The sequence below is a fragment of the Bradyrhizobium sp. 76 genome, assembly GCF_023073025.1.
GTDB lineage: Bacteria > Pseudomonadota > Alphaproteobacteria > Rhizobiales > Xanthobacteraceae > Bradyrhizobium.
The window spans coordinates 744,808-770,896 of record NZ_JADPIS010000015.1; the positions used below are offsets into that span (position 1 = coordinate 744,808).

The 26,089-nt window shown below is 63.3% G+C and carries 32 protein-coding genes; 15 read left to right on the forward strand and 17 right to left on the reverse strand.

The features are described 5' to 3' along the window. The first annotated feature begins 85 nt into the window (after positions 1–85). Complete coding sequence (locus IVB48_RS04505) at positions 86–748, forward strand: hypothetical protein (RefSeq protein WP_247397765.1); 663 nt, start codon at positions 86–88, stop codon at positions 746–748. Positions 749–942: 194 nt separating this feature from the next. Here the strand turns inward: IVB48_RS04505 and IVB48_RS04510 are convergent, their stop codons facing one another. Next, positions 943–1,302 carry a hypothetical protein gene (locus IVB48_RS04510; protein ID WP_155809614.1) on the reverse strand — a complete coding sequence of 120 codons (360 nt, stop codon included), beginning with the start codon at positions 1,300–1,302 and terminating at the stop codon, positions 943–945. Between the two features lie 163 nt (positions 1,303–1,465). Between IVB48_RS04510 and IVB48_RS04515 the strand changes: the two genes are divergently transcribed. Beyond that, complete coding sequence (locus IVB48_RS04515; RefSeq protein ID WP_027567024.1) at positions 1,466–1,672, forward strand: hypothetical protein; 207 nt, start codon at positions 1,466–1,468, stop codon at positions 1,670–1,672. Positions 1,673–2,507: 835 nt separating this feature from the next. Here IVB48_RS04515 and IVB48_RS04520 read toward each other — a convergent pair. From IVB48_RS04520 to IVB48_RS04545, 6 genes are all read right to left on the reverse strand, one after another. Beyond that, complete coding sequence (locus tag IVB48_RS04520) at positions 2,508–2,699, reverse strand: hypothetical protein (RefSeq protein WP_247397768.1); 192 nt, start codon at positions 2,697–2,699, stop codon at positions 2,508–2,510. A gap of 47 nt (positions 2,700–2,746) precedes the next feature. Next, positions 2,747–3,130 carry a hypothetical protein gene (locus IVB48_RS04525; protein WP_247397772.1) on the reverse strand — a complete coding sequence of 128 codons (384 nt, stop codon included), beginning with the start codon at positions 3,128–3,130 and terminating at the stop codon, positions 2,747–2,749. A gap of 116 nt (positions 3,131–3,246) precedes the next feature. Then, positions 3,247–3,603 carry a hypothetical protein gene (locus tag IVB48_RS04530; protein ID WP_247397774.1) on the reverse strand — a complete coding sequence of 119 codons (357 nt, stop codon included), beginning with the start codon at positions 3,601–3,603 and terminating at the stop codon, positions 3,247–3,249. Between the two features lie 76 nt (positions 3,604–3,679). Beyond that, on the reverse strand, positions 3,680–3,910 hold the full coding sequence (locus IVB48_RS04535) for a hypothetical protein (protein WP_247397778.1): 231 nt from the start codon (positions 3,908–3,910) through the stop codon (positions 3,680–3,682). A gap of 57 nt (positions 3,911–3,967) precedes the next feature. Continuing rightward, positions 3,968–4,213: a hypothetical protein gene (locus IVB48_RS04540; RefSeq protein WP_247397781.1), complete on the reverse strand. Its 246-nt coding sequence runs from the start codon at positions 4,211–4,213 to the stop codon at positions 3,968–3,970. A 175-nt stretch (positions 4,214–4,388) separates the two neighbouring features. Further along, entirely contained in the window at positions 4,389–4,919 is a 531-nt protein-coding gene (locus tag IVB48_RS04545) for a LysR substrate-binding domain-containing protein (RefSeq protein WP_247397784.1), read from the reverse strand. A 308-nt stretch (positions 4,920–5,227) separates the two neighbouring features. Between IVB48_RS04545 and IVB48_RS04555 the strand changes: the two genes are divergently transcribed. Together IVB48_RS04555 and IVB48_RS04560 are read left to right on the forward strand one after the other, a co-directional pair. Further along, positions 5,228–6,001, forward strand: coding sequence for an MBL fold metallo-hydrolase (locus tag IVB48_RS04555; RefSeq protein WP_247397789.1), 774 nt, complete (start codon positions 5,228–5,230; stop codon positions 5,999–6,001). Between the two features lie 305 nt (positions 6,002–6,306). After that, a complete protein-coding gene (locus tag IVB48_RS04560) occupies positions 6,307–7,293 on the forward strand; it encodes a helix-turn-helix domain-containing protein (protein ID WP_247397791.1) in 987 nt (328 codons plus the stop codon). Positions 7,294–7,452: 159 nt separating this feature from the next. Here IVB48_RS04560 and IVB48_RS04565 read toward each other — a convergent pair whose 3' ends face one another. Beyond that, a complete protein-coding gene (locus IVB48_RS04565; protein WP_247397793.1) occupies positions 7,453–8,529 on the reverse strand; it encodes a methyl-accepting chemotaxis protein in 1,077 nt (358 codons plus the stop codon). Positions 8,530–8,807: 278 nt separating this feature from the next. Here IVB48_RS04565 and recJ point away from each other — a divergent pair, with 278 nt between their 5' ends. The 3 genes from recJ (at position 8,808) to IVB48_RS04580 (ending at position 12,410) form a co-directional block, all read left to right on the forward strand. Then, complete coding sequence (recJ, locus tag IVB48_RS04570) at positions 8,808–10,649, forward strand: single-stranded-DNA-specific exonuclease RecJ (protein ID WP_247397795.1); 1,842 nt, start codon at positions 8,808–8,810, stop codon at positions 10,647–10,649. A gap of 44 nt (positions 10,650–10,693) precedes the next feature. Further along, complete coding sequence (locus tag IVB48_RS04575) at positions 10,694–11,503, forward strand: glucose 1-dehydrogenase (protein WP_247397798.1); 810 nt, start codon at positions 10,694–10,696, stop codon at positions 11,501–11,503. 109 nt (positions 11,504–11,612) lie between these two features. Further along, positions 11,613–12,410 (forward strand): aldolase, encoded by a 798-nt coding sequence (locus IVB48_RS04580; RefSeq protein ID WP_247397801.1) that lies wholly within the window; start codon positions 11,613–11,615, stop codon positions 12,408–12,410. 6 nt (positions 12,411–12,416) lie between these two features. Here IVB48_RS04580 and IVB48_RS04585 read toward each other — a convergent pair whose 3' ends face one another. Then, a complete protein-coding gene (locus IVB48_RS04585; protein WP_247397804.1) occupies positions 12,417–13,646 on the reverse strand; it encodes a lytic murein transglycosylase in 1,230 nt (409 codons plus the stop codon). 133 nt (positions 13,647–13,779) lie between these two features. On the opposite strand from IVB48_RS04585, the gene IVB48_RS04590 reads away from it, so the two are divergent. The 3 genes from IVB48_RS04590 (at position 13,780) to IVB48_RS04600 (ending at position 14,625) form a co-directional block, all read left to right on the forward strand. Further along, complete coding sequence (locus IVB48_RS04590; protein ID WP_247397825.1) at positions 13,780–14,040, forward strand: hypothetical protein; 261 nt, start codon at positions 13,780–13,782, stop codon at positions 14,038–14,040. 71 nt (positions 14,041–14,111) lie between these two features. After that, positions 14,112–14,363: a hypothetical protein gene (locus IVB48_RS04595; protein WP_247286162.1), complete on the forward strand. Its 252-nt coding sequence runs from the start codon at positions 14,112–14,114 to the stop codon at positions 14,361–14,363. An 85-nt stretch (positions 14,364–14,448) separates the two neighbouring features. Continuing rightward, a complete protein-coding gene (locus tag IVB48_RS04600; protein ID WP_247286161.1) occupies positions 14,449–14,625 on the forward strand; it encodes a hypothetical protein in 177 nt (58 codons plus the stop codon). Between the two features lie 27 nt (positions 14,626–14,652). Here the strand turns inward: IVB48_RS04600 and IVB48_RS04605 are convergent, their stop codons facing one another. Then, positions 14,653–15,177: a MarR family winged helix-turn-helix transcriptional regulator gene (locus IVB48_RS04605; RefSeq protein ID WP_247397828.1), complete on the reverse strand. Its 525-nt coding sequence runs from the start codon at positions 15,175–15,177 to the stop codon at positions 14,653–14,655. A gap of 54 nt (positions 15,178–15,231) precedes the next feature. Here IVB48_RS04605 and IVB48_RS04610 point away from each other — a divergent pair, with 54 nt between their 5' ends. Both IVB48_RS04610 and IVB48_RS04615 read left to right on the forward strand, forming a co-directional pair. Next, positions 15,232–15,711: a carboxymuconolactone decarboxylase family protein gene (locus IVB48_RS04610; RefSeq protein WP_247397830.1), complete on the forward strand. Its 480-nt coding sequence runs from the start codon at positions 15,232–15,234 to the stop codon at positions 15,709–15,711. 21 nt (positions 15,712–15,732) lie between these two features. Beyond that, positions 15,733–16,236 (forward strand): cupin domain-containing protein, encoded by a 504-nt coding sequence (locus tag IVB48_RS04615; RefSeq protein WP_027569906.1) that lies wholly within the window; start codon positions 15,733–15,735, stop codon positions 16,234–16,236. 30 nt (positions 16,237–16,266) lie between these two features. Here the strand turns inward: IVB48_RS04615 and IVB48_RS04620 are convergent, their stop codons facing one another. The 3 genes from IVB48_RS04620 to efp all read right to left on the reverse strand — a co-directional run bounded on the left by IVB48_RS04620 (position 16,267) and on the right by efp (position 19,550). Continuing rightward, complete coding sequence (locus tag IVB48_RS04620; protein WP_027569907.1) at positions 16,267–17,253, reverse strand: DUF808 domain-containing protein; 987 nt, start codon at positions 17,251–17,253, stop codon at positions 16,267–16,269. A gap of 84 nt (positions 17,254–17,337) precedes the next feature. Next, positions 17,338–18,960, reverse strand: coding sequence for a M23 family metallopeptidase (locus IVB48_RS04625; protein WP_247397834.1), 1,623 nt, complete (start codon positions 18,958–18,960; stop codon positions 17,338–17,340). A gap of 23 nt (positions 18,961–18,983) precedes the next feature. Then, positions 18,984–19,550, reverse strand: a complete 567-nt coding sequence (gene efp / locus IVB48_RS04630) for an elongation factor P (RefSeq protein ID WP_027569909.1) — start codon at positions 19,548–19,550, stop codon at positions 18,984–18,986. A gap of 162 nt (positions 19,551–19,712) precedes the next feature. Here efp and epmA point away from each other — a divergent pair, with 162 nt between their 5' ends. Genes epmA through IVB48_RS04645 form a run of 3 tightly spaced genes read left to right on the forward strand, consistent with a single transcriptional unit; the run spans position 19,713 to position 22,150 of the window. Next, entirely contained in the window at positions 19,713–20,777 is a 1,065-nt protein-coding gene (epmA, locus tag IVB48_RS04635) for an EF-P lysine aminoacylase EpmA (protein ID WP_247397837.1), read from the forward strand. Next, on the forward strand, positions 20,774–21,868 hold the full coding sequence (locus IVB48_RS04640) for a lysine-2,3-aminomutase-like protein (RefSeq protein WP_247397840.1): 1,095 nt from the start codon (positions 20,774–20,776) through the stop codon (positions 21,866–21,868). Before epmA ends, IVB48_RS04640 begins: the two co-directional genes overlap by 4 nt. 30 nt (positions 21,869–21,898) lie before the next feature. Beyond that, positions 21,899–22,150 carry a hypothetical protein gene (locus IVB48_RS04645; protein WP_027569912.1) on the forward strand — a complete coding sequence of 84 codons (252 nt, stop codon included), beginning with the start codon at positions 21,899–21,901 and terminating at the stop codon, positions 22,148–22,150. A gap of 55 nt (positions 22,151–22,205) precedes the next feature. Here IVB48_RS04645 and IVB48_RS04650 read toward each other — a convergent pair whose 3' ends face one another. From IVB48_RS04650 to IVB48_RS04665, 4 genes are all read right to left on the reverse strand, one after another. Then, positions 22,206–23,291, reverse strand: coding sequence for a 3-deoxy-7-phosphoheptulonate synthase (locus tag IVB48_RS04650; RefSeq protein ID WP_346658964.1), 1,086 nt, complete (start codon positions 23,289–23,291; stop codon positions 22,206–22,208). A gap of 235 nt (positions 23,292–23,526) precedes the next feature. After that, positions 23,527–24,105: an HdeD family acid-resistance protein gene (locus IVB48_RS04655; RefSeq protein ID WP_247397843.1), complete on the reverse strand. Its 579-nt coding sequence runs from the start codon at positions 24,103–24,105 to the stop codon at positions 23,527–23,529. A 74-nt stretch (positions 24,106–24,179) separates the two neighbouring features. Next, complete coding sequence (locus IVB48_RS04660; protein WP_027569915.1) at positions 24,180–25,220, reverse strand: PrsW family glutamic-type intramembrane protease; 1,041 nt, start codon at positions 25,218–25,220, stop codon at positions 24,180–24,182. Between the two features lie 577 nt (positions 25,221–25,797). Then, positions 25,798–26,055 (reverse strand): hypothetical protein, encoded by a 258-nt coding sequence (locus IVB48_RS04665; RefSeq protein WP_027569916.1) that lies wholly within the window; start codon positions 26,053–26,055, stop codon positions 25,798–25,800. Positions 26,056–26,089: the final 34 nt, after the last annotated feature.

Here is a 26,089-nt window from a genome sequence, read left to right on the forward strand (position 1 = left end):
TTGTAGATGGGTGCTGCGTAAGGGAGCCGTCGCGAGGACGTTCCGGCGACGGCTTCCTGTTGCTCGCTCATTTGGGGTCAATGCCATGACCACGACTTTCGAAACGCAAGGCCTTGTCGAACAGCTCGACCCTGCAGCACTGGCTGCGGCCATCGCGGCCGACGAACCCGCAAGCTTGGATGCTCCAGAACCGATCAAGCGGTCGAGCCGCACGTCGGTCATGGTGCTGTCGGTGTGTGCCCTGGCCATCAACGGCGCGGCGGCGATCTACACATGGCCGTCGGGCCTGCCATCGCTGAACCTGAGCAGCCTGGCTGATCTGCTACCGCGGCAAGAGGCTTCAGTGGCAAAGCCGGATCCGGTTGTCGCTGCCTTGAAGGATATTCAGTCGACCCAGCAGCAACACACGGCTTCGCTGCAGGAGAGCAACCAGGCACTGCAGCAAAACGCGGCTGTGTTGCAGGCCGATTCCATGGTGCTGCTTTCGCTGCGACAGAGCATCACGGACGAACGCGTCGATGTGAAGAAGGTATCTTCGCAGCTGTCCACGCTGATTGCGAAAATCGACTCGCTGCAAAATGCCATGATGTCGGACGTCACGTCCTCCGTTCGAAGAGCGCATGCGCGCTACGGACTGTCCGCAGCGATCCGCAAGCGGCTCGCCCGGCAGTCGAAATCTGTAGGTCCCGTTTCAGTTGGAGGTGCGCCGCTGAGCGTGCCTGCTACAGTTTCGGCCCCGGAGAGCTGAAGATAGGGTCAGGCAAGTCACCTGGGACCAAGTGATCTGGGACCATGTCCGCGCTCACTTGGCGGGCTCACGCGAGCGAGGCTTTTGCCCGACTTGGAATTGAAAGAATGCAGGTGACAGTGCAGTCCGGCACCGTCACCACGGATCCGAAGAAGCGATTATTAGGGGCCCGCGGGCTTACCCCGAGGGGCCGTTCAATAGTAACGGCGCCGTGGACGGCGCTCGTAATAATCATCGCCGTAATAGCCTTGCCGGCCCTGTTGAAACTGCGGCGGAACCGTTCCGTTCGGGTAGCACTGGCCGTCGCGGGTATCGATATCGGCACCGTGTCCGCAAGGAACGGGATAGTGGCCAGAGCCTCTGCCGCCACCATAGTATTGCCGAGCGGCCTGTTCTTGCGGCGGCAAGTAGCCGTTGGGGTAGCACATGCCGTCGCGGGCGCCGACGTCCCAGCCGTTGCCGCACGGCGGTGGGTGTACAGGGACACGGTATTGAACCTGATGAACCTCACCGAGCTGTAGAGCCAGCAAGGTTGCGACGACTGCACCGATCATCGGATCTTCTCCCAATCGCAATATGCCTACGACTGAGCGGCTGAACGATCGCTGAACGGGTTCACGCCGGCGATCTTAACCTCACTCTAAGAAATCGTTGTCCGGAGGCGTCCCGTTGGATATAAAGGGAACCTTCCGCCAGCGTCAGTTGCGTCCGTGAGTCATGATTACGTACAAGCAGTACCATATCGAGCAAGTTGAGCACGGCCCCAAGCGCTGGGTTGCTCGCATCACGCGGACAGACGGCCAGAACATTCGCACCATTCTGCCGGCGACTGAGCGTCCCTACCTCGAGACGAAGCCGACAGCGTCCGCCGAGGAAGCCGAGGCGCTCGCCAAGGAAGGCATCGACTTCGGCGGCGTGGTGTAGTCCGCCGTCGCGGTCTTCTGACTTTCGTCGCGAAATTCGCCGGCGCTTCATCGGCAGCGGTGGTGCGGTGCGTGCAGCTTTGTCCGTTACCGGTGATCTGCTCGACATGGTCGTTGATTGCTACGATCAGTGGCCGCTGACATTCACGCGTACTCAGTTATGGGTACAGGCCCAAGCGCGAGATCAAGAGACCGTTCATCGAACTGTTAGAACTACGGTGGATAGCGCAACAGAAGGTGCTTTAGTTCGTCGGCCTCGCTCGCCAGCCGTTTTCCTGATGGGGAATGGTGGCAGTGATATCGACGTCTCTCACAGCGGATTGGCGCCACGCCGCCACCCCGAAGCACAGGGTCAGAGTCATAGCGGTCGCCAACAGCAGCACGGATAAAAACTGGCTCACGCGCCCCCCACAAGCAGAACATACTGAGGCAGCGAGCACGCACAGGCGATTCGGAAAATGCAGGCGCGCTGACCTGCAGGGAGTTTTCCCCAGGTTGTAAAACGGTGGATTAGCACCTTCGACCTTGCACCCGCCGCGGCTCCGGAGCCGCTATTGCAGGCCGGCTTTTCACCCGAAAACTATTGTGGCTCGGTTGGCTTGTCGCGCTCGTGGCTCTCGGCTTCGGCGGCCGCGCACGCATCCATGCCATGGCATTTGCTTAGATAGTATCGAGCGCCTGCGAAGATCGAGCAAACAATCACCACGGAAACCAACAGGAAGATCATCCACCGACGATTCAACATTCCATGACCTTCTGCACCCTCCATCCGACGCGGCTCGTTCGCCTGACCGGCCCCACCAGGCGAGGCGAGGCGAAAGCTGGATCAGCCCAAATCAGACCTTGCGCTTCGGATTCAGTCGAGCCTCACGCTCCAGCCGCTCGGACTTCAGGCGTTTCAGGTTTTCCTGAAACTCCGGCGTGGCTTGACTGTCGGCTATCGTCTGTCTCGATCCTATCGGATTGAGGGTCCTTCGTTCGGCTTCGTCCGCCAGTTGTTGCGCGGCGGACCGTTTGGGTTTGATCATTTGCTTTCTGCTTTCGGGCGAGATTGACCAAGCGGGCGCCGGTCAATTCATTTTCGATTTGGCCGGTCGCGTCGAACGTTCTGGAATTCCTCGGGTCCCTTGACGAGCCGCCGCTTGCGGCTGGCCTGGTCATCCGGGCTCGCTTTGTTGTCTTTGAGCTTGTCGATCGCGCTGCCCGCCATTTCCCGAGCCCGCTCGGACGAGGCCTTGGCGGCAGACGTAACCGCGAGGGCAGGGGCGGGTTTGCCCAAGCCAATCTCGACCAGCCGACGGATGGATTCAGAACGAGCGGGAGTGTCTTGCTGTCCCGACGCCCATGCGTCGATCTGAGCGACAGTCGATTCCGGCCAGCGCGTGCCGATCTGGACGCCCTGACCAGTCGCGGGGCGGCCGCGATGTTTTTTGGCACGAATCTTTTTTGCTCGTTTCATTTATTTTGGTACCAAAAAATAAAGCCAAAGGGAAGCGCGAACCTTCGATAACTGTGCCTGTTTAGCGCACTGTCATCGCATCAATCCCACGCAACATCGTGATCGCAGATTTGCTGTCAGGCGGCTCCCCGTAGAGGGAGCGCCAGTTGTACAGCAAAAGGTCGGGAAGCATTTGCTTGGACGAAGGCCCGCAAGGCCGGCGTGATCTCGCTACCCCTGACACGCACCGCAAGCTCATCTGCGATCTCGCTGGTGGCATCGCGAGACCAGCCCTCGATCGCGTTGAAGGCGACAATACGGACGGGATAGGCGTACTGCCCGGAGAGTAGGTCGCGGATGATGGTCTCGACATCGGTATTCTGCTCGTCGGTCTCGCGCCACGAGCAGCCGGCGCGCGCGCCGAAGTCTTCCAGCACCAGGTAAATCTCACGGTCGAGCCGATCCAGCGGCACAATCGACGGCGCATGACGCATGACGCAACTCCTACTGAAAAGAGGCAATCGCCCGGCCGTTGGATCGTTCCGGCCAAACCCCTCCAACAGAGTGAGGCTATCGGCCGTTCTGCGCGCTGATGTAAATGCTGAAGATCGACGTTCCGGCCTCGTCGGTGACCTCCAGGTGCCATTCGTGGCCCGGTTCAAGTCGACCCTGCATGTTCTTCAGAAGGTCGGCGGCAAAAACCGTGGCCTCTCGCCAGGTCGCTTCAGCGTCCGGCAGGTCTTCGCCTTCAGTGTCGGTGCTCGGTTCAACACCCCGGACGTGGAAAAAATAGCGCGGCATGCCTGAAATCCGGACGAAAGGCTCCGTGCAAAACTTGGCTCGGCAGCGAGTGCACTGTTACTTCTCCTCTGGTTCGGGATGAAGTGCAGCTTTCTCCGTCTTCATTTCCTCGATCAAGCCGGCGATGCCGTCTCTCGCGATCTTGTCAGTGATAAGAGACAACAACCGGCTATGGTGCGCGATCTTCTCGTCGATTTCATCGCATTTGCCGCACATGAAGATATCCTGCGTCATTGCAGGCAAAGCCTGAGCGGCCACCTGAGATAAAAAACTTTCATTGCCGAGCTTGGTTCCCGCCGCCACGCTTGGGATGGTGGCCGGCTACGAGAGCCAGTGAATGAAGCAATTTGACCGCGGATCGATCTTACTGAAACAATTTGGACTCATCGTCGAAAGTAAAAAGAAATATAGTCTGCGACGGTCTTGATAGGCAGGCTTTCTCGACTTTGACGCCTTATGATCAGCCACAGCTCGCGGGTCAGCGGTTCACGCTCAAGATTGCATGTGAAGAGGCCGTCTTTCGATTTGCCAACGAAAGAAGTGCAATGCCTGCGCCCGCACGAGCGGCGACCGCCTGGGCGGACTGACTGTCGGTCCGAAAAGATATTCGACAGCGCGGAAAGTGCTTGGACAGCCAGCGTGCTTCCGGCAAATGCGCGTTTACTTCATCGAACCCGACAAAGACCGGCTCGGCTCCGGCTTGAGCCCGGCGCCGCCATTCGGCATTAGCGTAAAAGCCCAACCCGATTGGCAGCAGCCGCCTGGCAATAACGTCACCATCCTGCGGACGTCCGAAACGAAGGGCAATATCCGCCTCATGTCGTTCTAAACTCACCGACCGAAAGTCGGTCGCCAAGTCGACATCGAGCCCTGGATGCTGCCTGCACAGTTTGGCGAGCCGAGAAACGAGAAAGTGTTGCGAGAGACTTGGCGGCGCGTTTACCCGAACAAGCCCAATAGGCTTGTCCTCGCCTCCGCCACGGCTGAGGTTTGCCGCCGCTGTTTCCATTTCAGTGGCTGGACCGAGAAGACGGGTGCCCGCAGGTGTCAGTAAATAACCGTCGAGACGCCGCTCGACCAGCCGCTCACCAAGAGATTGCTCTAGCGACCTTCACGCGGCGGGCGACCGTCGCGTGATTTACGGAGAGGGCACGCGCGGCAGCCGACAAACTCCCGTGGCGAGCGACCGCGAGAAAGACCCGAACATTCTCACAATCAAGCGCTGTGCGATTTTTAACAGCCATTGGGAGAAGATAGTGGATTTTTATCCGATGGCCAGTGGATTAGCTAAGCTCGGACAACATTGAAGAGAGCTCCATGTCCGGTTCAATCACCCTCACCTTGATCGGTGGTACAACAGTGCTCATTGAGCACAATGGCTTTCGCCTACTGACTGATCCTACCTTTGATCCACCTGGGCAATATCAGGGGCCGCACAGCCCCGTGAAACACGTCAAAATCGAAGGTCCGAGCATCTCGGCGGAGAATGTCGGAAGGCTGGATGCAGTCCTGTTGAGCCACGACCACCATTTTGACAATCTCGATAATTTGGGCCGGGCTTTGTTACCGAAGGTCGGCGCGGTCTATACGACCATGTCGGGAGCTCAACGTTTAGGTGGAAATGCCGTCGGCATTGACCCATTTGAAGCTCGTTTTCTCGAAGGAAAGGACAGTCAGCGTTTAATCGTGACTGCCACGCCGGCACGCCATGGCCCTGTTGGCGTCGAGGCTGGTGACGTGGTCGGCTTTGCGCTTGGAGCAGAGCAGCCCGGCGACCTGATCTATATCACTGGCGATACGCTTTGGTTCGACGGCACGGCTGACGTAGCGCGGAAGTTTTCGCCCGGGATTGTCATCCTGCACACAGGCGCGGCCGAGCCCCGCGGGCGGTTTCACATGACGATGGGTAGCGAGGACGCGCTGGAGGCTGCGCGCGCCTTCCCGGATGCAGCTTTAGTCGCTGTGCACAATGAGGGATGGGGGCATCTGAGAGAGAGCCAAGATCAACTTGCCGAAGTCATTGCTTCGTTTAACTTGTCAAAACGTCTGACAAGGTTTGAGAAGGGCGAAGCGTTGACTATCTCTTGGTAGCAGATGGTTGGCACGATGGCACGTGTCGGCTGTCAGCCCTTCTTGGAAGTCCGACAACGTCCGCTTTCGCGCCGCTGTTGGAGGACAAGCGGACATCACGCGCGCCTACTCCTAGCAGCAGATTTTATGAGTATGCACCCTGGCGCCCCATGTCGCAAATCCCTCAGTGCAGAGGGAATTCAAACAAATGCGGCGATGATTTGCCTCAAAACGCGAAGTCGGCTTGTCGCACCCACCTCGCGTTGTGGTGGTATTTCGCTGCTGCGTGCCGCAGAATTGTCGCGCTTCAGTAACAGGGTACAGCCATGGGGCAATTCCTTCTGGTTGATTCGCGCAAGCTGGACGGTTTCGAAGGACTTCAGCAGGCCGTCCACGGCTCGCATGTCGACGTGATGCAACTCGGCCGCGGTCGGTTGCGCGGAACGTTGTCCCATGTCGGCATCGGCCACTTCTCGCTCAGCATTGGTGCTTTCAACGTCGGCATACGCACGCAGCGGGTTTCCAGCGACGACAAGCTGATCATCGGGATGCTGCTCGTGGCTGAAGAGCGCGTCGCCCACTGGTCGTTCGACATGCAGATCAACGATGTGCTCGTCATTCCGCCGCGGCTCGAACATGACGGTGTTTTTCACGGCGGCTCCGCCTACGCCGCCATGCGGTTCGACCTCAACGAGGTCGCGACGCTGTTCGGCGGAGAAGCGCGCCTGAGCGACCCCGACACATGGCGAAGTCGCGGGCATTTCCGCGCGGACCTCGCGACCGGCGCGGTCGCCTCGCGCCGCCTGGTTCGGGTCATGTCGCACCTGCGCGACAACAAATATGGGCTGACGCCGTCAACTGCCGATTTCTGGAAACGATCGATCGCCGAATGCATGGTTGCCAACGTCGCGTCGTCGCTGCCACCTGACGGCAACGGCTGGCTCCCTTCTGCCCGACGGCTGATCCGCAAGGTCGAGGAGTATCTCGACGACGCCGGCACGCGTCCGGTGCACGTGTCGGAAATTTGCGCGGCGCTGGGCGTATCGCGGCGCACCCTCCACCGCGCCTTTCAGGAGGTATTCGGCCTCGGCCCGGTCAGCTTCCTAAGGCACAAGCGTCTATGCGCTGTTCATTCCATCCTGCACCAGAGCGCACCCGGTTCGACCACCGTGACAGCCGTCGCCATGCAACAGGGCTTTTACGAGCTCGGCCGGTTCTCGCAATATTACCTTGCAATGTTCGGGGAGCGTCCGTCGCAAACGCTTGGAATTACGACGCTGCAGCCAGTCGAAGACGACATCGCCAGAGCCTAGCGCTCTGGGTCCGGACCGCGAACGGTGCCATGATCGCATGCATGCCGGCGTTTGCCCGCGTCAAACGGCGAAAAAAACCGTCATGAAAACAACCAGATGGCTACTGTGCATGGGGTTGTTTTCACGGTTTTGAGTTGGAGAGGCAGGCCGCCTCCCGCTTCACGCCCCGCAGACGATCACGCCGTACCAGCCGAGCCCCCGATAGGTCTCGTAGCCGGGCGTCGCATGGAACGCGACCAGCGTGCCGGAGCGGTCCTGATAGAAGCCGGAGCGCCGACCGTCCAGCGACAGCGAGATGCGTTCGCTGAGAATGCCTTGTCCGTCGGAAGCGGCGATCACGCGAAGATTGGAGTCGACCAGCAGCACGCGCGCCTTGTCGCTGTCGCCGACGCGCACGCCTTGCACGATGGCGCGGGCCTGTGCCTCCCAGTCGAAATGGATGGCGAGCACCCCGATCGGCGCGCCGTTGGCCTGGCCGCCGGCGCGGACGCTGGCGCAATAGGTCGCGACCTGGGCATTGCCGAGCAGCGGCTGGTTCTCGACGTCGCCCGCGACATAGTCGTCGCCGGAGCGCAGGGTCTTGGCCTCGCGAAACCATTTGGTATGGGCGACGTTCTGGCCCACGGCGCGAAAGCGGTCGGCACGGCCGTTGGCGATGACGTTGCCCTCGAGATCGCAGAGCCAGAGGTCGAGATAGACGGTGTAGGCCCCCAAGATCACGCCGAGACGCTGCGAGGCATGGGACACGGCCGCGGCGTCGGGCGAAGCCGCGCAATCGACCAACGCTGAATCGGTCGCCCACCAGCGCACGTCGCAGGTCCGTTCATAGAGGTTGCGGTCGATCAGCTCGATGGCGTTGAGCGACAGGTCGACCATGCGCTCGCCGCGCGAGCGCTGGCTCATCCGGTCGATCGAGGAGACGAGATCGCCGGTCCGTTTCGTCAGTTGGCTTTCGAGCTCGCGGGCGATGGTCTCGACCTGCTGGCCGACGCCGCGGACCTCCTGCGCCACCACGGCGAAGCCCGCGCCCTGCGCGCCGGCGCGCGAGCTTTCGATCAGTGCGTTCAGCGCCAGCATCTTCATCTGGTTGGTGATCTGCTGGATCGCCTTGGTCTTGTCGACCGCGATCTGGTTGACCTCCGCCGTGAGCCGGTTGATCAGCGCGGAGATATCGGAATCATCATCAGCGGGTTCATTTGCGATCGGCTTGGCTTTGAGACCCAGCGCAGCAGACATCGGGGGCTTCCCTTGGCAATGAGGTCTGATCTGCAACGAACCCGGAACAATCACTGACAGATCGAATACGATTCTTTTTCGGAGATTCCGCCTAACGCCTGCTTAATTTGCTGTTTTGCGGAATGCTCAAATGATAGTCAGTCCGCGTAGCAAAACGGCAATCCACCGCTTTGTGCCGCGCAGACGTTGCAAATCCCGGGGGATTGCGGGCCAATCGTCCCGTCGGCCGGACGATGCAATACTTCCGGCTCCCAGGTTCCTCAAACCGACCGTTGTTCATGACGCCGCCCGCCACCGCCTTGCCCGTCGAAGCGCCCCAGGCATTCCTGGGGGTGGCGCGCTCGCTCACTGACAAGCTTTGGCGCGACCGGCTGGATGCGCGCGGGGCGGCCAAAGCGCTTGCCATCGTGCAGCGCCACCAACTGCCCGAGCTGCTGGCGCGGGTGCTGGCAGGCCGCGGTGTCGACAGTGATGCCGTTGTCGATTTCCTCGATCCAACCATCCGCAAGCTTCTGCCGGACCCGTTCACGGTCACGGAGATGGAAGCCGCCGCGAAGCGGATCGCGGATGCCGCGGCGAACGGTGAGAAGGTCGCGATCTTCGGCGACTACGATGTCGACGGCGCGACCTCGGCGGCGCTGCTGACCTGGCATCTGCGCCATTGCGGGCTTGACCCGCTGATCCACATTCCCGACCGCATCTTCGAGGGCTACGGGCCCAACACGGAAGCCGTGCGTGCGCTGGCCGCAAAGGGCGCCACGCTGCTCGTCACCGTCGATTGCGGCACCACCAGCATCGAGCCGCTCGCCGAAGCGAAACGTCTCGGCATGTCCGTCGTCGTGATCGACCATCATCAGGCCGGCACGGAGCTGCCGGAGGTCGACGCGCTGGTCAATCCGAACCGGCTCGATGATCTCTCCGGCCTCGGCCATCTCGCCGCCGTCGGTCTGGTGCTGGTGACGCTGGTCGCGGTCAATCGCGAATTACGCCAGCGCGGCTTCTGGAATGCGGAGATGCCCGAGCCTGACCTGCTCGGCATGCTGCATCACGTTGCGCTCGGCACGGTTGCCGATGTCGCGCCGCTGATCGGTCTCAACCGCGCTTTCGTCGCCAAAGGCCTGATCGCGATGCGGCGGCGCGACCATGTCGGCCACACCGCGCTGATGGACGTGGCGCGGCTCAACGGCCCGCCGGAGGCCTGGCATCTCGGCTTCATGCTGGGGCCGCGCATCAATGCCGGCGGCCGCATCGGCCGCGCCGATCTCGGCGTGCGGCTGCTTTTGGAGGGTGACAGCGTCGAGGCCGCGCGGATCGCCGCCGAACTCGACCGCCTCAACAGCGAGCGCCGTATCATCGAGCAGGCGGCCGAAGCGCAGGCCGAAGCCGAGGCGCTCGCCTCGATCGGACTCGAGGACAAGATCGGCGTGATCGTGACGGCCTCCGAAGGCTGGCATCCCGGCGTCGTTGGTCTCGTTGCGTCCCGGCTGAAGGAGAAGTTCTCGCGGCCCGCCTTCGCGATCGCGCTGGAGCCTGGCGGCATCGGCACCGGTTCCGGCCGCTCGATTGCCGGCGTCGATCTCGGCAAGGCCGTGCGGCAGGCGGTCGCCGACGGCATTCTGCTCAAGGGCGGCGGCCACGCGATGGCTGCGGGCGTCACGCTGCGGAAGGAAAAGCTCGCCGAATTTCGTGCCTATCTCGAGCATGCGCTGGCGCGCGACGTTGCCGAGGCGCGCCACGTCAACGAGCTCTACATCGACGGCGCGGTTTCCGCGCGCGCGGTGACGACCGAGCTTGCAACGACGCTCAACCGCGCCGGTCCCTTCGGCAGCGGCAATCCGGAAGTCGTGTTGGCGCTGCCGGCGCACCAGCTCGTCTATGCCGACGAGGTGGGACAGGCGCATTTGAGGCTACGCTTCAAGTCGGGCGACGGCGCCATCGTCAACGGCATCGCGTTCCGTTCGATCGGACAGAAGCTTGGCAACGCGCTTGTTGCCAATCGCGGCCAGCAACTGCATGTCGCGGGATCATTGTCGGTCGATCGCTACCAGGGCGCCGAGCGTGTGCAATTCCGGATCATGGATGTCGCGCTACCCGACCAGGGACCATCCATGATTAGATAGGCCCGGCAAACAACAAAAAAACGTATAGAAAAAAGGGAGTGAGCATGGCAGGGCAGGTTGAGGGTAAAGTGGCGCTGGTGACGGGCGGCGCCTCCGGCATCGGCGAAGCCGTCGTCGAGCTGTTCGCGCGCGAGGGCGCCACCGTCATCGCCACCGACATTGACAAGCTGCGAGGTCCAGAACTCGCCGATCGCATCACCAAGGCTGGCGGCAAGGCGATTTTCCTGGAGCAGGACGTCACCAGCGAAGAGCGATGGATCGAGATCGCAGCCGAGATCGCGAAGCGCTTTGGCCGGCTCGATATTCTCGTCTCCAACGCCGGCATCGGCATTGCCGTGCCCTCGATCGTCGACATGACGCTCAGCGACTGGCGCAAGCAGAACGCGATCAACCTCGACGGCGTCTTTCTCTCGGTCAAGCATTGCCTACCGTTGATGCGCAAGACCGGCGGCGGCTCGATCGTCATGATGTCCTCGCTCGCGGGCCTGCGCGGCGCGCCCGGGCTGTCGGCCTATTCGGCGAGCAAGGGCGGCGTGCGGCTGTTCGCAAAGTCGATCGCGATGGAGTGCGCGGCGGCCTGTGACGGCATCCGCGTCAACTCCGTCCATCCCGGCATCATCGACACGCCGATCTGGGGCAAGATCCCGACCGGCGCGACCGGCAACCAGGGCAACGCGCCGATCGACCCAGACGAGCGTGCGCGCGTCGTCACGCCGCTCGGCCGCGCCGGCCAGGCTGGTGAGATCGCCTCCGGCGTGCTGTATCTGGCCTCCGATGCCTCGCGCTACGTCACCGGCAGCGAGCTCGTCATCGACGGCGGCATGAATGCCGGCGGCGTGCCGCGGCGGCAATAGCCCGCCGCGCGGGCTGCGAAGGGCAGGGTGGCGCCCGCGGGGGCTGACGTGCAGGCGTTGGACCTGTACAACGCGGGCGTCTTCCGGCCGACAGAGGTGTCCTTCCGCCATGGCGCACAGCCTTCACTCTTCGTCATCTACGCCAGCAACGTTCCGCTCGAACCGTTCGGACCTCGTGACCGACGCGATCCGCGGCGCGCGCGAGGATCTTGCCGCCTGCTTCCGCATGGCTGCGCGCAACGGCTTTGAGGAGGGCATCTGCAACCATTTCTCGGCCGTGGTGCCGGGCCATGACGATCTCTTCCTGGTCAACCCTTACGGCTACGCCTTCCGCGAGCTGACCGCGTCAAAACTGCTGATCTGCGACTTCCACGGCAACGTGCTTGACGGCGAGGGCGTGCCCGAGGTGACCGCGTTCTACATCCATGCCGAGATGCACAAGCGCCTGCCGCGCGCCAAGGTCGCCTTCCACACCCACATGCCCTACGCCACGGCGCTGTCGATGACCGAGGGTGATCCGCTGATCTGGGCCGGCCAGACCGCGCTGAAATTCTACGGTCGCACGGCCGTGGACCGCGACTACAACGGCCTCGCGCTCGACAACCGCGAAGGCGCGCGCATCGCGTCCAGCGTTGGGAATGCCGATATCATCTTCATGAAGCATCACGGCGTGATGGTGCTGGCACCGACCATCGCGGAGGCCTGGGACGATCTCTATTATCTCGAACGCGCCGCCGAGGTGCAGGTGCTGGCGATGTCGACGGGCCGGAAAGTGCTGCCGGTCGATCCCGCGATTGCGGCCGAGACCTACAAGCAGATGCGCGAGGGCGATTCCGAATCTGCGCAACTGCATCTTGCTGCGATCCGCCGCCAGCTCGATGCGGAAGAGCCGCAGTACCGACATTGAGGCGCGTTACGACCCCTGGCGCAGCTTCGCCAGCACCTTCAGCCCGCCATAGCCATCGGCCGGTGTGATCCCCGCGCGCTGCTGAAAATCCTTGATTGCCTTCATGGTGTCGTTCCCGACACGGCCATCGGTGCCGCCGGTGTCGAAGCCGGCCTTGGTCAGCCGCGTCTGCATTTCCTGCACCTCGGCGAGCGTCAGCGCGCGCTCGGAGCCGGGGAACGGCTGGATGAAAGGCGGGGCGCCGAGGCAGCGGTCGCCGAGATGGCAGATCGCCAGCGCGTAGTTCATCGAGGGGTTGTAGCTCTTCACCGCGTTGAAATTCGGCCCCAGCAGAAACGTCGGCCCGCCCGCAACCGGAGTCCATATCTGCGCCGATGCGGAGGGTTGCGGGAATGGCTGGCCGTCGGCGCGGGTGACGCCGGCCGCCTGCCAAGCCGCATAGGTCCGGCTGCCGCTCATCTCGCCGGGCGCGCGCACCTCGTAGCCCCAATGCTCGCCGCGGTGCCATTTGCCGCGATTGACGAGATATTTTGCGGTCGAGCCCAGCGCGTCGTCGGGCTTGCCGAACGGCGACACCTTGCCGTCGCCGTCATAGTCGATGCCGACATTGAGCCAGACCTCCGGCATCCATTGCGAATGCCCCATCGCGCCGGCCCAGGATCCCTGCATCTGCTCCGGCGTGCTCCAGCCCTTGTCGACGATGCGCAGCGCGTTGATCAGCTCAGTCTCCCAATAGGCCTTGCGACGCGGCTCGTTCCAGGCGAGCGCGGCAAGCGAGGGAAACACCGGCGTCATGTGGTTTTGCTGCACCAGTGGATCGCCGTAGGCGGACTCGACGCCCCACAGCGCCAGCAGCGTACCGCGCTCGACGCCGAAATCGCGCTCGATGCGTGCGAGCAGCGCCTCGTTGTTCTTCAGCGCGATCTTGCCGTTGATGATGCGCCAGTCGGAGACGCGACGGTTGATGTATTGCCAGACCTGCTCATGGAATTCGGGCTGGTTGCGCATCTGCTTGAACACGCCCATGTCGGGCTCGACCCGCGCCATCGCGCGCTGCCAGGTCGCGGCCGAAATGCCTTTCGCCATGGCACGTGCGCGAAAACCCTCACGCCATTCCTCGAAGCCTGGAGGCGCGGCCAGGATGCGCGTTGGGATTGCGACGAGTGCGGCTGCGCCGAGCGTGGATCGAAGCAGAGCGCGGCGGCTGCGAGAGGCCATGGAATCAGCATGTTTCATGGACCCATTCTAGCGGGAAACATGGTGGCTGTGACCAGTTCCTGGAACTGCAGGAACAGACGCGGGCCCGCGTTCCCCGGAACAAACTGTCGCACTCCCGCATTCCCCCAGCATCACGTTTGAGGAGGAGAAGATGAGGAAATATCTGTTTGCCGCCGCCATGGTCACCGCCATCGCTGCGCCTGCGTTGGCCGACGAAGTCGGCGTTCACGTCGGTCCGGTCGGTGCCGGTGTGACCGTCGGACAGTCTCACGAATATCGTGAGCGGGACCGCGATCGCGACCGCACCACCGTCATCAGGGAGCGCGAGCCCGCCGACCGCACCACGGTGATCAAGAAGGAAGGTGAATTCGGCAATCGCAGCAAGACCGTGATTCATCACGACAACGACTGATGGAGTGGGGCCCCGGCCGATCGCCGGGCCCTCCGTCGGTCGCAGTCCGTTCATCGAGAATTCGGGGTGGAATGAAGATACGCGCGCACGCGGAGAGCCATGTCGTCGAACTGGACGACGGATCGCAATGGCAGATCTTTCCCGGCGATCTCGCGACCACGCTGAGCTGGGAGCCCGAAACCGATCTGCACCTGGAGCGAAGCGGCGAGCGGGTGAGTTCGCATGAGCTGGTGAATGACGCCGATCAAAGCCGCGTCCGGGTGATCGCAGCGGGCGAGACCTGGCCTGATGGCGAGGTTAAGAAAGTGTTGAAGGGCGGGTAGGGCGCGCCTGCAACAGGTCGGATATCCCCAATTTTGAGCCTGTCACTTTACGGTCGGTTTGCCTCCGTCTGCGCACAATGCGTGAATGCAGGAGCTGTTCGACATTATCCGCGCCAATCCCTGGCCGTTCGGGGCCGGGTTATTCGTCGTCATCCTGATGATCCTCGCGGAGAACTTTGGGCGCGGTATTCAAGGCGACGGCGCAGTCAGTGACTTTTCGGATTCGGACGGTGGCGGCTGCGGCGACGGAGGAGGCGACTAGGGCTGGTCAGCGGCGAACGCGCTTCGCCTAGTCCTCCTGCAAATCGGCTGCGATGCCTGCGAGCCAGCGGCGAATGCTTGCTTCGGCCTTGGCGTCGAGCCCGGCGGCAAGGCGCTTCTCCAACGCAATCACCCGTTCCCGGCACGCCTTCAAAAGCGTCGTGCCGCGCGGCGTCAGCTTCCATTGCTGGATGCGGCCGTGGACGGGATGGGGCGTCATCACAATCGCATCGTCACGTTCAAGATTGCGGATGATGACGCCGACGGTCTGGGGCGTCAGAAAGGTGAGGCGGGCAACGTCGGCCCCTGACAGTCCCGGATAAGCATTGAGCATGGTCAGCACCGCGAATTGCGGAGAGGTGACACCGAGATCGGCCAGCGACCGCTCCATCGTCAGACGAACTGCGGCGTGGGCCTGGCGCAGCAGATAGCCGAGATAGCCTTGCTCGCCGCGCTTGCCTTCCCCTGGGGCTGGGACGCGCACCGCCGGGGCGGCCGTGGCTGCCTGCCGCCGCGGTTGCGATCTCGTGATATCAGGCGGCTTGCGCGTCATGTAAGTGCTCTTATAATGTGTCAGCACTCTTACAATACCACGAGGTGAACGGCAATGTCATACGCCCGCAGCGAATACGAGGATTTCAAGAGGATCGCGCCCGACGCGTATGAGCTGGTGCTGGCGCTCGGCCAGGTCGCGGCCAAGGCCGGCCTCGACAAGCAGCTTCTCGAACTGGTCAAGCTGCGCGCATCGCAGATCAACGGCTGCGCCTTCTGCCTGCAGCATCACATCCTGCTTTCGGAGCGGATCGGCGTCCCTGTGGACAAGCTCAATTTGGTCGTGGTCTGGCGCGAGGCGCCGATCTTTTCCGCGCGGGAACGTGCCGCGCTGGCGTGGACCGAGGCGCTGACCTGCCTGCCCGACGGGGTCGGCGAAGACGTGTACGCCGAGGCGAGCCGTGAATTCTCGGAGACCGCGCTGACATACCTGACCTCAGCGGTCGCCTCGATCAACGTCTGGAACCGTTTTGGTGCGGCGTTTCGCTGGACGCCGGCGAAGCGGCCGGTCGCAGCGAATGCGGCGGCATCCTGATTGCAACGAAGGGAGATCATGATGACAACGATGAGTCTGCCCACCACACCGCGCCCGTTGCCATCCCGCTCGATGGCGATCGCCGTTATCGGCGGGCTCGCCTGCGCGCTTGGGATTGGCAAGGCGCTGCCGGTAACGATGGACACCATATCCGGCGCACTCTCGCCGCTCTGCGCCACAGCTGCCGAAAGCTCGCCGCTCGACAAGGTCGAACCGATTGGCTCCTACGCGCTGCCGAACGTACCGGGCAAACGCGTCACCATCGTGCGCGTGTTCTACGGTCCCGGCGGGTTCTCGCGGCCGCATCGTCACGCGGGATCCGTCACCGCCTACATCACCAAGGGCGAGATCCGCTCCCAGCTCGGCGGCGGCCCGGTCGAAACGTTCGGCGTCGGCCAGTCCTTCTTCGAGCCGCCCGGCTCGACCCATCTGGTCTCGGCCAATGCAAGCACCACGGAGCCGGCGGAATTGATCGCGGTGTTCGTGGCGGACGAGGGCGCGCAACTCACGACGCTGTTGGAGTAGCTGGCACTCACATTCCGAAGCCGCTTTTGTTCAGGTCGGCTGCGATCGCTTAAGACGCTTCCATAGTGGTGAAAGACCGTATGTGACGGCCGGTATCGCAACCGCGCCGACAAGGAGGCCAACGACGCCCGAGATGGCTGCCTCGACCGACCATTCGACGATGCCGGCAATGGAGGGAAGGAAATGCGCGGCGGCCTCGGCGGCGGCATGGACCGTATGACCGATCACTGGTGGGCCGTATTGTTCGATGCCGTGCAGGATGATGCCGCCGCCGACCCAGATCATGGCGGCGGTGCCGATGGTGCTCAGCACCGCAAGGAAGGCCGGCATGCCGCGGACGAGCGCACGTCCAAGCAAGCGGATTGCGCCGCCAATGACTGAGGCGCCGCTATAACGCGCAAGGGCCAGGCCGACATCGTCCGCCTTCACGATCAGGGCGACCACGCCGTAGACACCAACTGTGATGAAAATGGCGACGAGGGCCAGCACGAGCGCCTGCGTCCAGATGCTGCCCGCCGGGACGGCTGCCAACGTGATTGCCATGATCTCCGCTGACAGGATGAAATCCGTCTTGATGGCGCTCGCGACCTTCTCGTCCTCGACCGACCTGGCATTCAACGCAATCGGCTGGGGCTGAGCTTCGTGGTCGTGCGCATGATGCGGCATCACGGCCTCGAGCACCTTCTCGGCACCCTCGTAGCAGAGAAAGGCGCCGCCCAGCATGAGCAGCGGCGTGACTGCGGCGGGAAGGAAATAACCAAGCAACAAAGCGATGGGCAGCAGGATCAGCAATTTGTTGCGGAGCGACCCAACCGCAATCTTGCCTACGATCGGCAGTTCGCGTTTCGAGGCAAAGCCGATCACGTAGTTGGGCGTGACGGCTGCGTCATCGATGACCACGCCAGCCGCCTTTGCTCCCGCCTTGGCCGTTTGGCCCGCGACATCGTCGAGCGAGGCTGCCGCCACCTTTGCGATCGCTGCGATATCGTCGAGAAGACCAATCAGTCCGACACTCATCAACCCAGTTCCTTCGGCCTTCCAGCGGGCGGTGTGTGCGACAAACATTCTGTTGCACTGCCTGGCAATGGAAGGAGCAAGCCGTCAGTTCTCGTCGCCGCCCGATCCCTCGCGCAGGTCCGGCTTGAGCACGTCCTCCGGCAGCGCATGCGCCACGGGCTGCGGCGTGCCGGCGATCTCCGGGCCGACCTCGCGGCCGCGGGCGCGGATCAGGCGCTCATAGGCGGAGACCAGCGTGACGTAGGGACTGACCCAGATCCAGCCGTCCCGAGTGAACACCTGCACGTCGAAATGCAGGTGCATCGAGGTGCCGGCGGGATGGTCGAGATAATTCGAGACCACGCCGATCTTCTCGCCCTCCGATACGACGCGGCCATTGAGCAGGCCATCGGCGTTCAGTGCCTGCGGGTTCATATGCATGTAGCGGAAACGGATGTGCTCGCTCCGGCTGTTGATTTGCAGCGTCACTGCCTGGTCCTTGGAAGCGCGTATGACCCTCGCATCGCGCACGGCGACGACGGCGCGCTGCTTGGGATCACAGGCTTGGCGGCCTTCACCGGGCGGTGGGCACTCGGCCGCGCGGATGTCCTCGCCTTGATGGCCATAACCGCCGCCGCATTGCCAGACCTCGAAACTGCGGGACTCGCAGAAATTGTCCCGCCAGGGATAGGCGGTCGTGCTCTCCATCTTGTCGCGCTTGGCATAGGATTGCGAGTGTACGAAGGCGGGCGCCTTCTCAAGAGGAAAGCGGATCTGTGCGTAGGCCATTACGTCGGGATGGCCGCCCTGCTTGCGATAACCGGTGTTCGGGATGATGTCGCCGCTCGGCCGGTAGGTGAAGTCCGGGGAACGTACCGCAGGACGGTCGAGAATGTTGGAAGCGATGTCCGTCAGCGGCCGCATGCGCTGGCCGCCGGCCACGCGCAGCGCCTTCAGGAAGCGTTCGGCGACCGGATAGGCCTCCTTGCAGGCAAGCCGCCGCGGCTTTGCGACGCTGTCGAGGCATTGTATCGACACCACATAGGTGACGCCGAAACGGGTGAAAGCGTAGCGTACATAGCCTTCCCGGATGAACTTGCGCAGGTCCGGGTAGAGCGCCGCGAGCGGTTTGACCGGCTCGCTCTTGCCGCCCGAGGGATCGGCAATGTCATAGACGAGCGCCGAACCCGTAATCTGCACCTCGACCGGCCTTGCGAAGACTCGGCTCGGCATGCCGTCTCCGGTACCAGGCTCGAACGAAAAGGTCGCGCTGTAGCCGGCGGGCCCGGCATCGAACATGTCGACGGAATTGAAGTCGGCCTGGTTGCGCGACAGCGCGAGGGTCGCCGGCGCGCCATTGCGCCGTGCTTCGAAATACGCGGCAGCGTCGAACGGCAGCAGCACGGGCACGGAGCTCCGGGCGATGCCGGTGAAGAATTGCGAGGAGATCGCATTGAGCTGCACCAGCGCCGGCATTGCGCGGGAATCATAGCGCGGCACCGAACGACGGGGGGTGAAGATGAAGTCGTCCGCGGCCCGGGGATGGGCGTTGATTTCGGTGCGGAGCTGGTCGAGCGCCGCGCGCCAATCGACGCGCAGCGCCGTGAGCGAGGGGCTGCGGAACTCATCCGCGGCCAGCGGAGAGGCAATGAAGAGCGAAAGCGACGCCAGAAGTTGCGAGACGAAGCGGAAACTTTTCCCAACCACTGTCTCGCCCCCCGGCGGCACCTGTTGCGCTCGCTTTGGCCCCGTCAGTCCTTGGCGCGCTCGGAGTAGGAGCCGTCTTCGGTCATCACGACGATTCGGGTGCCGACGGCGATGTGCGGCGGCACGGTGGTGCGCACGCCGTTGGACAAAATCGCGGGCTTGTAGGACGAGGAGGCGGTCTGGCCCTTGGTCACGGGCTCGGTCTCGACCACTTCGAGCGTCACGCGCTGCGGCAACGCGATCGACACCACATTGACGTCGTGCGTCGACAATTTGACGGTCATGCTCTCCTGAAGATAGGCCGCAGCGTCGCCGATGACGTCCTTCGACACCTGGACCTGGTCATAGGTTTCAGGGTTCATGAAGTGGAAACCGTCACCGTCTTCATAGAGATAGGTGAAGTTGCGTTCTTCGATCGTGGCCTTCTCGACCTGGTCGGTGGTCTTGTAGCGCTCGGAGATCTTTACCCCGTCCGAGATTCGGCGCATTTCGATCTGGCTGACCGGGGTGCCCTTGCCGGGATGGATGTTCTCGGCGGTCACGACGACATATAGCTTGCCGTCTTGCTCGATCACGTTGCCCTTGCGAATAGAACTGGCGATGACTCTCAAAGCTGTATTTCCTGCTTGCTTGGCCCGGCTCGGGCCAGGAGGTGGTCAAATTGATGGGGGACCTGGGGCCCCAAATCAGACCGCGGCACCCGTTTCGGGCCGCAACATACTGGTTTTGCCGTTGGATGCCAGCATTTTGCTGGCCAGCGGAGCAGTCGGCTAATGGCTGGGGACAAGCCGATGTCGCCGTTCTGGTCCCCCTCGCGGCATCTCGACCGCCGGCCGTTCCTTCAGGCCAGGGGGGCCATCACCGGGGCTCTACGGGGATTTTTCGCCGAGCAGGGCTTCATCGAGGTCGAAACCTCCGTTCTCCAGATCTCCCCGGGCAACGAGACCCACCTGCATGCCCCCCGGACCGAGATCATGCGACCCGACGGCAGTCGTGTGAGCCGATATTTGCGGACTTCGCCGGAATTCGCCTGCAAGAAGCTGCTGGCGGCCGGAGAGACCCGGATTTTCGAGTTCGCCCGGGTGTTCCGGGACCGCGAGCGCGGCGACCTGCATTTGCCCGAATTCACCATGCTCGAATGGTACCGGGCAGACGCCCCCTATGACGCCATCATGGCCGACTGCGTCGTCCTCATCGCCCGCGCGGCCCAGGCGACCGGTATCGGCACATTCGCCTTCCGCGGCCGGACCGCCGATCCCTTCGCCGAGCCGGAGCTCGTAACGGTGGCCGGCGCCTTCGAGCAGCTTGCGGGGATCGACCTGCTTGCGACCATTTCCGGCGGCGAGGGCGACCGCACCTCGCTCGCCCGGGCCGCTGCCGGCAAGGTCCGCGTCGCCGAGGATGACACCTGGTCCGACATCTTCAGCAAGGTCCTGGTCGAGCATGTCGAGCCGCATCTGGGGCACGGGCGTTTGACCATTCTGTTCGAATACCCATCTCCAGAGGCGGCACTGGCGCGCGTGAAGGCGAGCGATCCTCGCGTTGCCGAACGGTTCGAGGTCTATGCCTGCGGTGTCGAGCTCGCCAACGGCTTTGGCGAACTGACGGACGCCGAGGAGCAGCGCAAGCGCTTCACGCAATCCATGGCGGAGAAGCAACGCCGCTACGGCGAAGCCTATCCGCTGGACGAGGACTTTCTGGACGCGGTCGCGGCCATGCCGGAGGCAAGCGGCGTCGCGCTCGGCTTCGACCGGCTGGTGATGCTGGCGAGCGGCGCATCGCGAATTGATCAGGTGGTCTGGACGCCGCCTGCAAATGAAACGTTAAGCGAGACATGATGAAGAGCAATCTTGCGCGCACATTGCGCGAGCCGGCCGAACTTGTGGCCGAGCAGCTGGTATCAGCCGAAGCGCTGCCGGCGCTCGAACGTGTTGCCGCGCGCTACGCAGTTGCGATCACCCCCGCGCTGGTCGATCTGATCGACAGGTCCGATCCCGACGATCCCATCGCGCGGCAATTCGTTCCGACGGCCGCGGAGCTGGAGATGCAACCGGGCGAGAACGCAGATCCAATCGGCGATCATCCGCACTCGCCGGTTCCCGGAATCGTGCATCGCTATCCCGACCGCGTGCTGTTCAAGCTCGTTCACGTCTGTGCAGTCTACTGCCGCTTCTGCTTCCGCCGCGAGATGGTCGGACCCGGCAAGGAGAACGCGCTCTCGGACGCCGCCTATCGCGCGGCGATCGACTACATCCGCTCGCACGGCGAGATCTGGGAGGTGATCCTGACCGGGGGCGATCCCCTGATGTTGTCGCCGCGGCGGGTGAGCGAGATCATGGCGGACCTTGCCGGCATCGATCACGTCAAGATCATCCGCCTTCATACCCGCGTGCCGGTGGCCGATCCCGCGCGCATCAGTGACGAGATGGTCGCGGCGCTCAAGGCCGAAGGCGCCACCACCTGGGTGGCGCTGCATGCCAACCATGCGCGCGAACTGACAGGGCCGGCGCGTGCCGCCTGCGCGCGGCTGGTCGATGCCGGAATCCCCATGGTCAGCCAGTCCGTGCTTTTGCGCGGCGTCAATGACAATTTGGCCGCTCTGTCGGATTTGATGCGAGCTTTCGTCGAATGCCGGATCAAGCCCTATTATCTGCATCACGGTGATCTCGCGCCCGGCACGGCGCATCTGCGAACGACGCTCGCCGAGGGGCAGGATTTGATGCGGCAGCTGCGCGGAAGGGTGTCCGGACTGTGTCAGCCCGACTATGTCATCGACATTCCCGGCGGCGCCGGCAAGTCGCCGGTGGGACCGAATTACGTGTTGCCGATGCAAAATACCGCACCTGATGCGGGTGATGCGGCATCGGAAACGCGCTATCGTATCGTGGATTATTGCGGCGACATTCATGTCTATCCGCCCGAGACCTGAAGATGCCGGCTTGAGAAATGGAGAGGTAAAATGAGAAGCATCATTTTGGCACTGTCGCTTCTGACGGTGTTCGGCAGCGCCGGCTTCGCGCAGACGGGAAGCAAGGGATCGACGACCTCGGGACAATCGGCGGGTTCTTTGCCGCCTGCGCCCGTGGGCCATCGGCAGCCGCGCGTCGGCGACGTGCCAAACGAGAAGAACCTGAGCGACCCGAACGATCCTCTCAGCAAGGAAAATCAGGCGCTCGACAAGAAGATCAAGAGCATCTGCCGCGGCTGCTAGGCGCCGTGGAAAGCGGGCAGGGTGCGACAGCCTCACCCCGCCCGCGATCGTTCGCTCAGGCGGAGCGCTCGTGCAGCCCTGCGCGCTTGGTGTTGCGCCGGACCTCGACCGCGTCAGCAAGCTGCTTGAGCACGGTTGCCGTGGTCGCCCAGTCGATGCATCCGTCCGTGATGCTCTGGCCATAGGTGAGCGGCTTGCCTGGCACCACGTCCTGCCGCCCGGCGACCAGATTGCTTTCGACCATCACCCCCATGATGCGGTTCTCGCCGCCGGAAATCTGCCGGGCGATGTCGGCCGTCACGAGCGGCTGGTTTTCCGGCTTCTTGCTCGAATTGGCGTGGCTCGCATCGACCATCACGAGCGGTGCGACGCTCGCTTTCGCCAGATCGTTGCAGGCCGCTGCGACGCTCGCCGCATCGTAATTCGGCGTGCTGCCGCCGCGCAGGATGATGTGACAATCCTCGTTGCCCGCGGTTGAGGCGATCGCCGAGCGGCCGAGCTTGGTCACCGCCATGAAATGATGCGGATTCGAGGCCGACTTCACCGCGTCCGCCGCGATGCGCACATTGCCGTCGGTGCCGTTCTTGAACCCGACCGGGCAGGACAGCCCCGAGGCCAGCTCGCGATGTATCTGGCTTTCGGTCGTGCGCGCGCCGATCGCGGCCCAGGACACGAGGTCCGCAATGTATTGCGGCGTGGTCATGTCGAGGAATTCGGTGCCGGCGGGCAGGCCGAGATTATTCACCGCCGAGAGCACGTTGCGCGCCAGCCGCAGGCCCTTGTTGATGTCGAAGCTGCCGTCCAGATCAGGATCGTTGATCAGGCCCTTCCAGCCGACCGTGGTCCGCGGCTTCTCGAAATAGACCCGCATCACGATCTCGAGCTGGTCGGCAAGCTCTTCGCGCAAGCTCGCGAGGCGCTCGGCGTAGTCGAGCGCGGCCTTGGGATCATGCACCGAGCAGGGGCCGACCACGACCAGAAGCCGGTCGTCCTGGCCATTGAGGATCGCATGGATGGCGTTGCGTGCCGCCATCACCACGCGCGTCGCCGTGAGCGTGCGCGGGACTTCCCGCATCACCTCTTCGGGCGTGCTCAGCTCTTTCAGTTCGCGGATACGAAGATCGTCGGTCGTGCTCAGCACGGCGGGCTCCTGTCATTTTGAGAACCTGCCGGCCAATAAAAAAGCCGCCAGGTCTGGCGGCTGTTCGGACTAGATGCTGCAATTTGTCAGATTGAGCGTGATCCTCCCACCGCCAGCGAGCTGTCGTAGCTAAAATACCAATAAAAGCTGGTGGTGGCGGTGATCATGGCCAGTCATATAGCGCGGGGTCGGCGGCTTGTCACCCCCCGAATGGACGTGACGGCCACGGGGCGCCTCAACTGTTGCTTTTGCGTGCCGCCAGCGCCATGCCGATCAGCGTGGCGCCGCCGAACAGCAGGTTGATGCCGACGAGGATGCCGATCGCCCATTCCGCCGAGCTCGGCAATCCCGTGATCACCATGAACGAGATCGCGATGTCGACGAGGCCCGAGATCAGGAGCCACGACCAGCGGCCGCCCGGCTCGCGACGATGCTCCAGTGCGTACATGATGGTGGCGACGCCCTCGGCGAGGAAATAGGCGCCGAGCACGATGGTCAGCGTCAGCACGGCCTGCATCGGCCGCGCCAGCAGCAGCATGCCTGCGAGCACGGCGAGCGAGGCCGAGATCAGCGACCACCAGAAGCCCGGCGTGCTGCGCGCCCAATAGGTCGCGATCAATCCGCCGATGCCGCTGATCAGGAACATCCAGCCGAGGAAGATCGCAATCGCAAGGCTTGCGAGCGGCGGCAGGATCAGCGCGGCTACGCCGAGCACGGAAAGCAGGATGCCTTCGAACAGGAAGGCCTTCCAATGCGCCTTGACCCTCCGGCTCAAGGCGGATTGCAGCCGGGAAAGATCCTCAGGCGATGTCATGGGCAGGCTCCGGATCGAGACGTGTGTGCTCGATCTAGTCTAGTACGCGCACACCGCGCTTGCCATCCCGCGGTTCAGCCGCCGCCGTGCGCCGACGAAAAACCTTCGCCGCTGGTGCGGATGCGGTTGCGGCCGAGAACATAGATCGCGGTCGTGACGATCAGAAGTGCGAGGCCGAGCAGGATCGAGACCAGGCCGATCGGGATCAGGGCCAGCGTCAGATTGCGCTCGGGGTTGATGAGCCAGTGATGGATCGAGGTCAGCACGAAGGCGAGCCCGAGAAACCCGACGCCGCCACCGGCCAGCAGCAGCGCCCACATCCGGCGGAGCTGGCTGAGGCGCTCCCGCGCGACGTCGGTTCGGGGTGCGTGATGGCGCGCGACGCGCCGTACCAGTCGGATGGCGAAGGCGATCGAGCTGAAGCCGATCAGCAGGCTCGCGCCGCCCAACCACATCCGCAGCGTCGGATCCAGATCCGGCATGCGCTGGAGTGTGAGCAGCGGGAAGTCGAAGGCCGAATGCAGGGCGAGCGGGCCTGCGAAGATCAGCAGGCGGCTGGAGAGACGGGCCCAGTCGCGATGATGGCGGTTCGCACCCAGCGCCGTGCCGGCGCGCGCGATAGTCAGATAAGCGCCGGCGATAATGCCGAGCGCGCCGTGGAACGGCACCGTCAGCACGCTGCGCAAGGCGGCCAGCGAGCGCCACATCTCGGCGTGCTGGACCAGATAGGCGAGGTTCTCGTAGGCGGCGAAGCCCAGGCCGACCGCAGCGCCATACACTACGGTGTCCATCGGATTGGCGAAGGTCCGCCGCTTGGTCGAGGCGACCAGCACGATGGCGATCACCTTGACCGCTTCCTCCGGCAGCGCGACGCCGAAGATCGAATGCATGGCCAGCGCCGCCCACGGGTTGTCCGGGGCCGCGACCATCTTGGCGAAAGGGGCTCGGGCCAGGCCCAGCAGCGAAATGCTGGCCGCGCCGAGCAGGAACGCGGTCCAGACCTGGGCCGGCGGCCCCGGGCGTTCCTCGGCGGCGATGACAAGCCACAGCATCAGGAGCGCCGGGGCAATGGCGGCCGTTCCGATGACGGTGGGTAACGCTTCAATCAGGTACATCGGCGCCGAAAATAGGTTCCCTTGATCCGCTTATCCACATCGTCCGATGCGACCTTGTGTCATGCGCTTGCTGTCGCGTCTCTTAACAAGCGCGACAGCCTGCGTTCATCAAGACGGTCGCCGAGGTGTAGAATATGGAGTGCAATCAATCGCATGACAGAACCACCTCGTGATCCCCGACAACGGTCGCGCGCCTGTCGTCGGATCGCGATTGGTAAGTTAGATCAAGGCAATGTGCAGGTTTCTTCGATTCACGATGAACGTGTCGCCGCGGCAAGTCCAGAGCCGGGATAGCCCCTCCGGGCGAGGCATGGCTTGGCAAGCCGGCCTAGTCACGCTTCGTCGCACGAGAGGGTGACGAGATCCGGTGTGTCCGGATCTGCTCCAGTTCCCAAAAGACGCGTATGAGGCACGTGCCGAGACAGAGCACGATGAGCAACAGCAGAAAGGCCTGGTCGACAGCAGGGATGTGAGTGGGAATGGGAGTCATGGCAATGATAAAGCAACGCCCGTGCCACGCGTTCCCGCCGCGGCCTGTGCTATCTGCAAGGGCCGCCGCTCCCAAGCCCGCTTTGACTCAATGCGTGGTGAACGGCGGCGGTGCGTCGGGCGCGACGTCGAAGGCGCCGAGATGGAATTCCTCGCCGATGGACGCGTCCGGCTCGGAATGCTGCGCCATCAGCGTGAACGCGGCCTGCGGGTATTGCTTCCAGATGTCGAGATCGCCGGCGGTGATGGTGAGCCAGCCGAAGGTGTACATGTAGCGTCCGGGCTCGGTGACCCGGCCGACCCTGTCCCAGGTGATCTTTTCGACCGTGATCTTTTCGACTGCCATTCGGTCCCCCGATCGCAAGTCTGCAGATGATGCC

Coding starts and splice junctions, on each gene's coding strand:
- IVB48_RS04505 (WP_247397765.1), top strand. CDS start 86: ATGACCACGACTTTCGAAACGCAAGGCCTTGTCGAACAGCTCGACCCT.
- IVB48_RS04510 (WP_155809614.1), bottom strand. CDS start 1,302: ATGATCGGTGCAGTCGTCGCAACCTTGCTGGCTCTACAGCTCGGTGAG.
- IVB48_RS04515 (WP_027567024.1), top strand. CDS start 1,466: ATGATTACGTACAAGCAGTACCATATCGAGCAAGTTGAGCACGGCCCC.
- IVB48_RS04520 (WP_247397768.1), bottom strand. CDS start 2,699: ATGATCAAACCCAAACGGTCCGCCGCGCAACAACTGGCGGACGAAGCC.
- IVB48_RS04525 (WP_247397772.1), bottom strand. CDS start 3,130: ATGAAACGAGCAAAAAAGATTCGTGCCAAAAAACATCGCGGCCGCCCC.
- IVB48_RS04530 (WP_247397774.1), bottom strand. CDS start 3,603: ATGCGTCATGCGCCGTCGATTGTGCCGCTGGATCGGCTCGACCGTGAG.
- IVB48_RS04535 (WP_247397778.1), bottom strand. CDS start 3,910: ATGCCGCGCTATTTTTTCCACGTCCGGGGTGTTGAACCGAGCACCGAC.
- IVB48_RS04545 (WP_247397784.1), bottom strand. CDS start 4,919: ATGGAAACAGCGGCGGCAAACCTCAGCCGTGGCGGAGGCGAGGACAAG.
- IVB48_RS04555 (WP_247397789.1), top strand. CDS start 5,228: ATGTCCGGTTCAATCACCCTCACCTTGATCGGTGGTACAACAGTGCTC.
- IVB48_RS04560 (WP_247397791.1), top strand. CDS start 6,307: ATGGGGCAATTCCTTCTGGTTGATTCGCGCAAGCTGGACGGTTTCGAA.
- IVB48_RS04565 (WP_247397793.1), bottom strand. CDS start 8,529: ATGTCTGCTGCGCTGGGTCTCAAAGCCAAGCCGATCGCAAATGAACCC.
- recJ (WP_247397795.1), top strand. CDS start 8,808: ATGACGCCGCCCGCCACCGCCTTGCCCGTCGAAGCGCCCCAGGCATTC.
- IVB48_RS04575 (WP_247397798.1), top strand. CDS start 10,694: ATGGCAGGGCAGGTTGAGGGTAAAGTGGCGCTGGTGACGGGCGGCGCC.
- IVB48_RS04580 (WP_247397801.1), top strand. CDS start 11,613: ATGGCGCACAGCCTTCACTCTTCGTCATCTACGCCAGCAACGTTCCGC.
- IVB48_RS04585 (WP_247397804.1), bottom strand. CDS start 13,646: ATGAAACATGCTGATTCCATGGCCTCTCGCAGCCGCCGCGCTCTGCTT.
- IVB48_RS04590 (WP_247397825.1), top strand. CDS start 13,780: ATGAGGAAATATCTGTTTGCCGCCGCCATGGTCACCGCCATCGCTGCG.
- IVB48_RS04595 (WP_247286162.1), top strand. CDS start 14,112: ATGAAGATACGCGCGCACGCGGAGAGCCATGTCGTCGAACTGGACGAC.
- IVB48_RS04600 (WP_247286161.1), top strand. CDS start 14,449: ATGCAGGAGCTGTTCGACATTATCCGCGCCAATCCCTGGCCGTTCGGG.
- IVB48_RS04605 (WP_247397828.1), bottom strand. CDS start 15,177: ATGACGCGCAAGCCGCCTGATATCACGAGATCGCAACCGCGGCGGCAG.
- IVB48_RS04610 (WP_247397830.1), top strand. CDS start 15,232: ATGTCATACGCCCGCAGCGAATACGAGGATTTCAAGAGGATCGCGCCC.
- IVB48_RS04615 (WP_027569906.1), top strand. CDS start 15,733: ATGACAACGATGAGTCTGCCCACCACACCGCGCCCGTTGCCATCCCGC.
- IVB48_RS04620 (WP_027569907.1), bottom strand. CDS start 17,253: ATGAGTGTCGGACTGATTGGTCTTCTCGACGATATCGCAGCGATCGCA.
- epmA (WP_247397837.1), top strand. CDS start 19,713: ATGGCTGGGGACAAGCCGATGTCGCCGTTCTGGTCCCCCTCGCGGCAT.
- IVB48_RS04640 (WP_247397840.1), top strand. CDS start 20,774: ATGATGAAGAGCAATCTTGCGCGCACATTGCGCGAGCCGGCCGAACTT.
- IVB48_RS04645 (WP_027569912.1), top strand. CDS start 21,899: ATGAGAAGCATCATTTTGGCACTGTCGCTTCTGACGGTGTTCGGCAGC.
- IVB48_RS04655 (WP_247397843.1), bottom strand. CDS start 24,105: ATGACATCGCCTGAGGATCTTTCCCGGCTGCAATCCGCCTTGAGCCGG.
- IVB48_RS04660 (WP_027569915.1), bottom strand. CDS start 25,220: ATGTACCTGATTGAAGCGTTACCCACCGTCATCGGAACGGCCGCCATT.
- IVB48_RS04665 (WP_027569916.1), bottom strand. CDS start 26,055: ATGGCAGTCGAAAAGATCACGGTCGAAAAGATCACCTGGGACAGGGTC.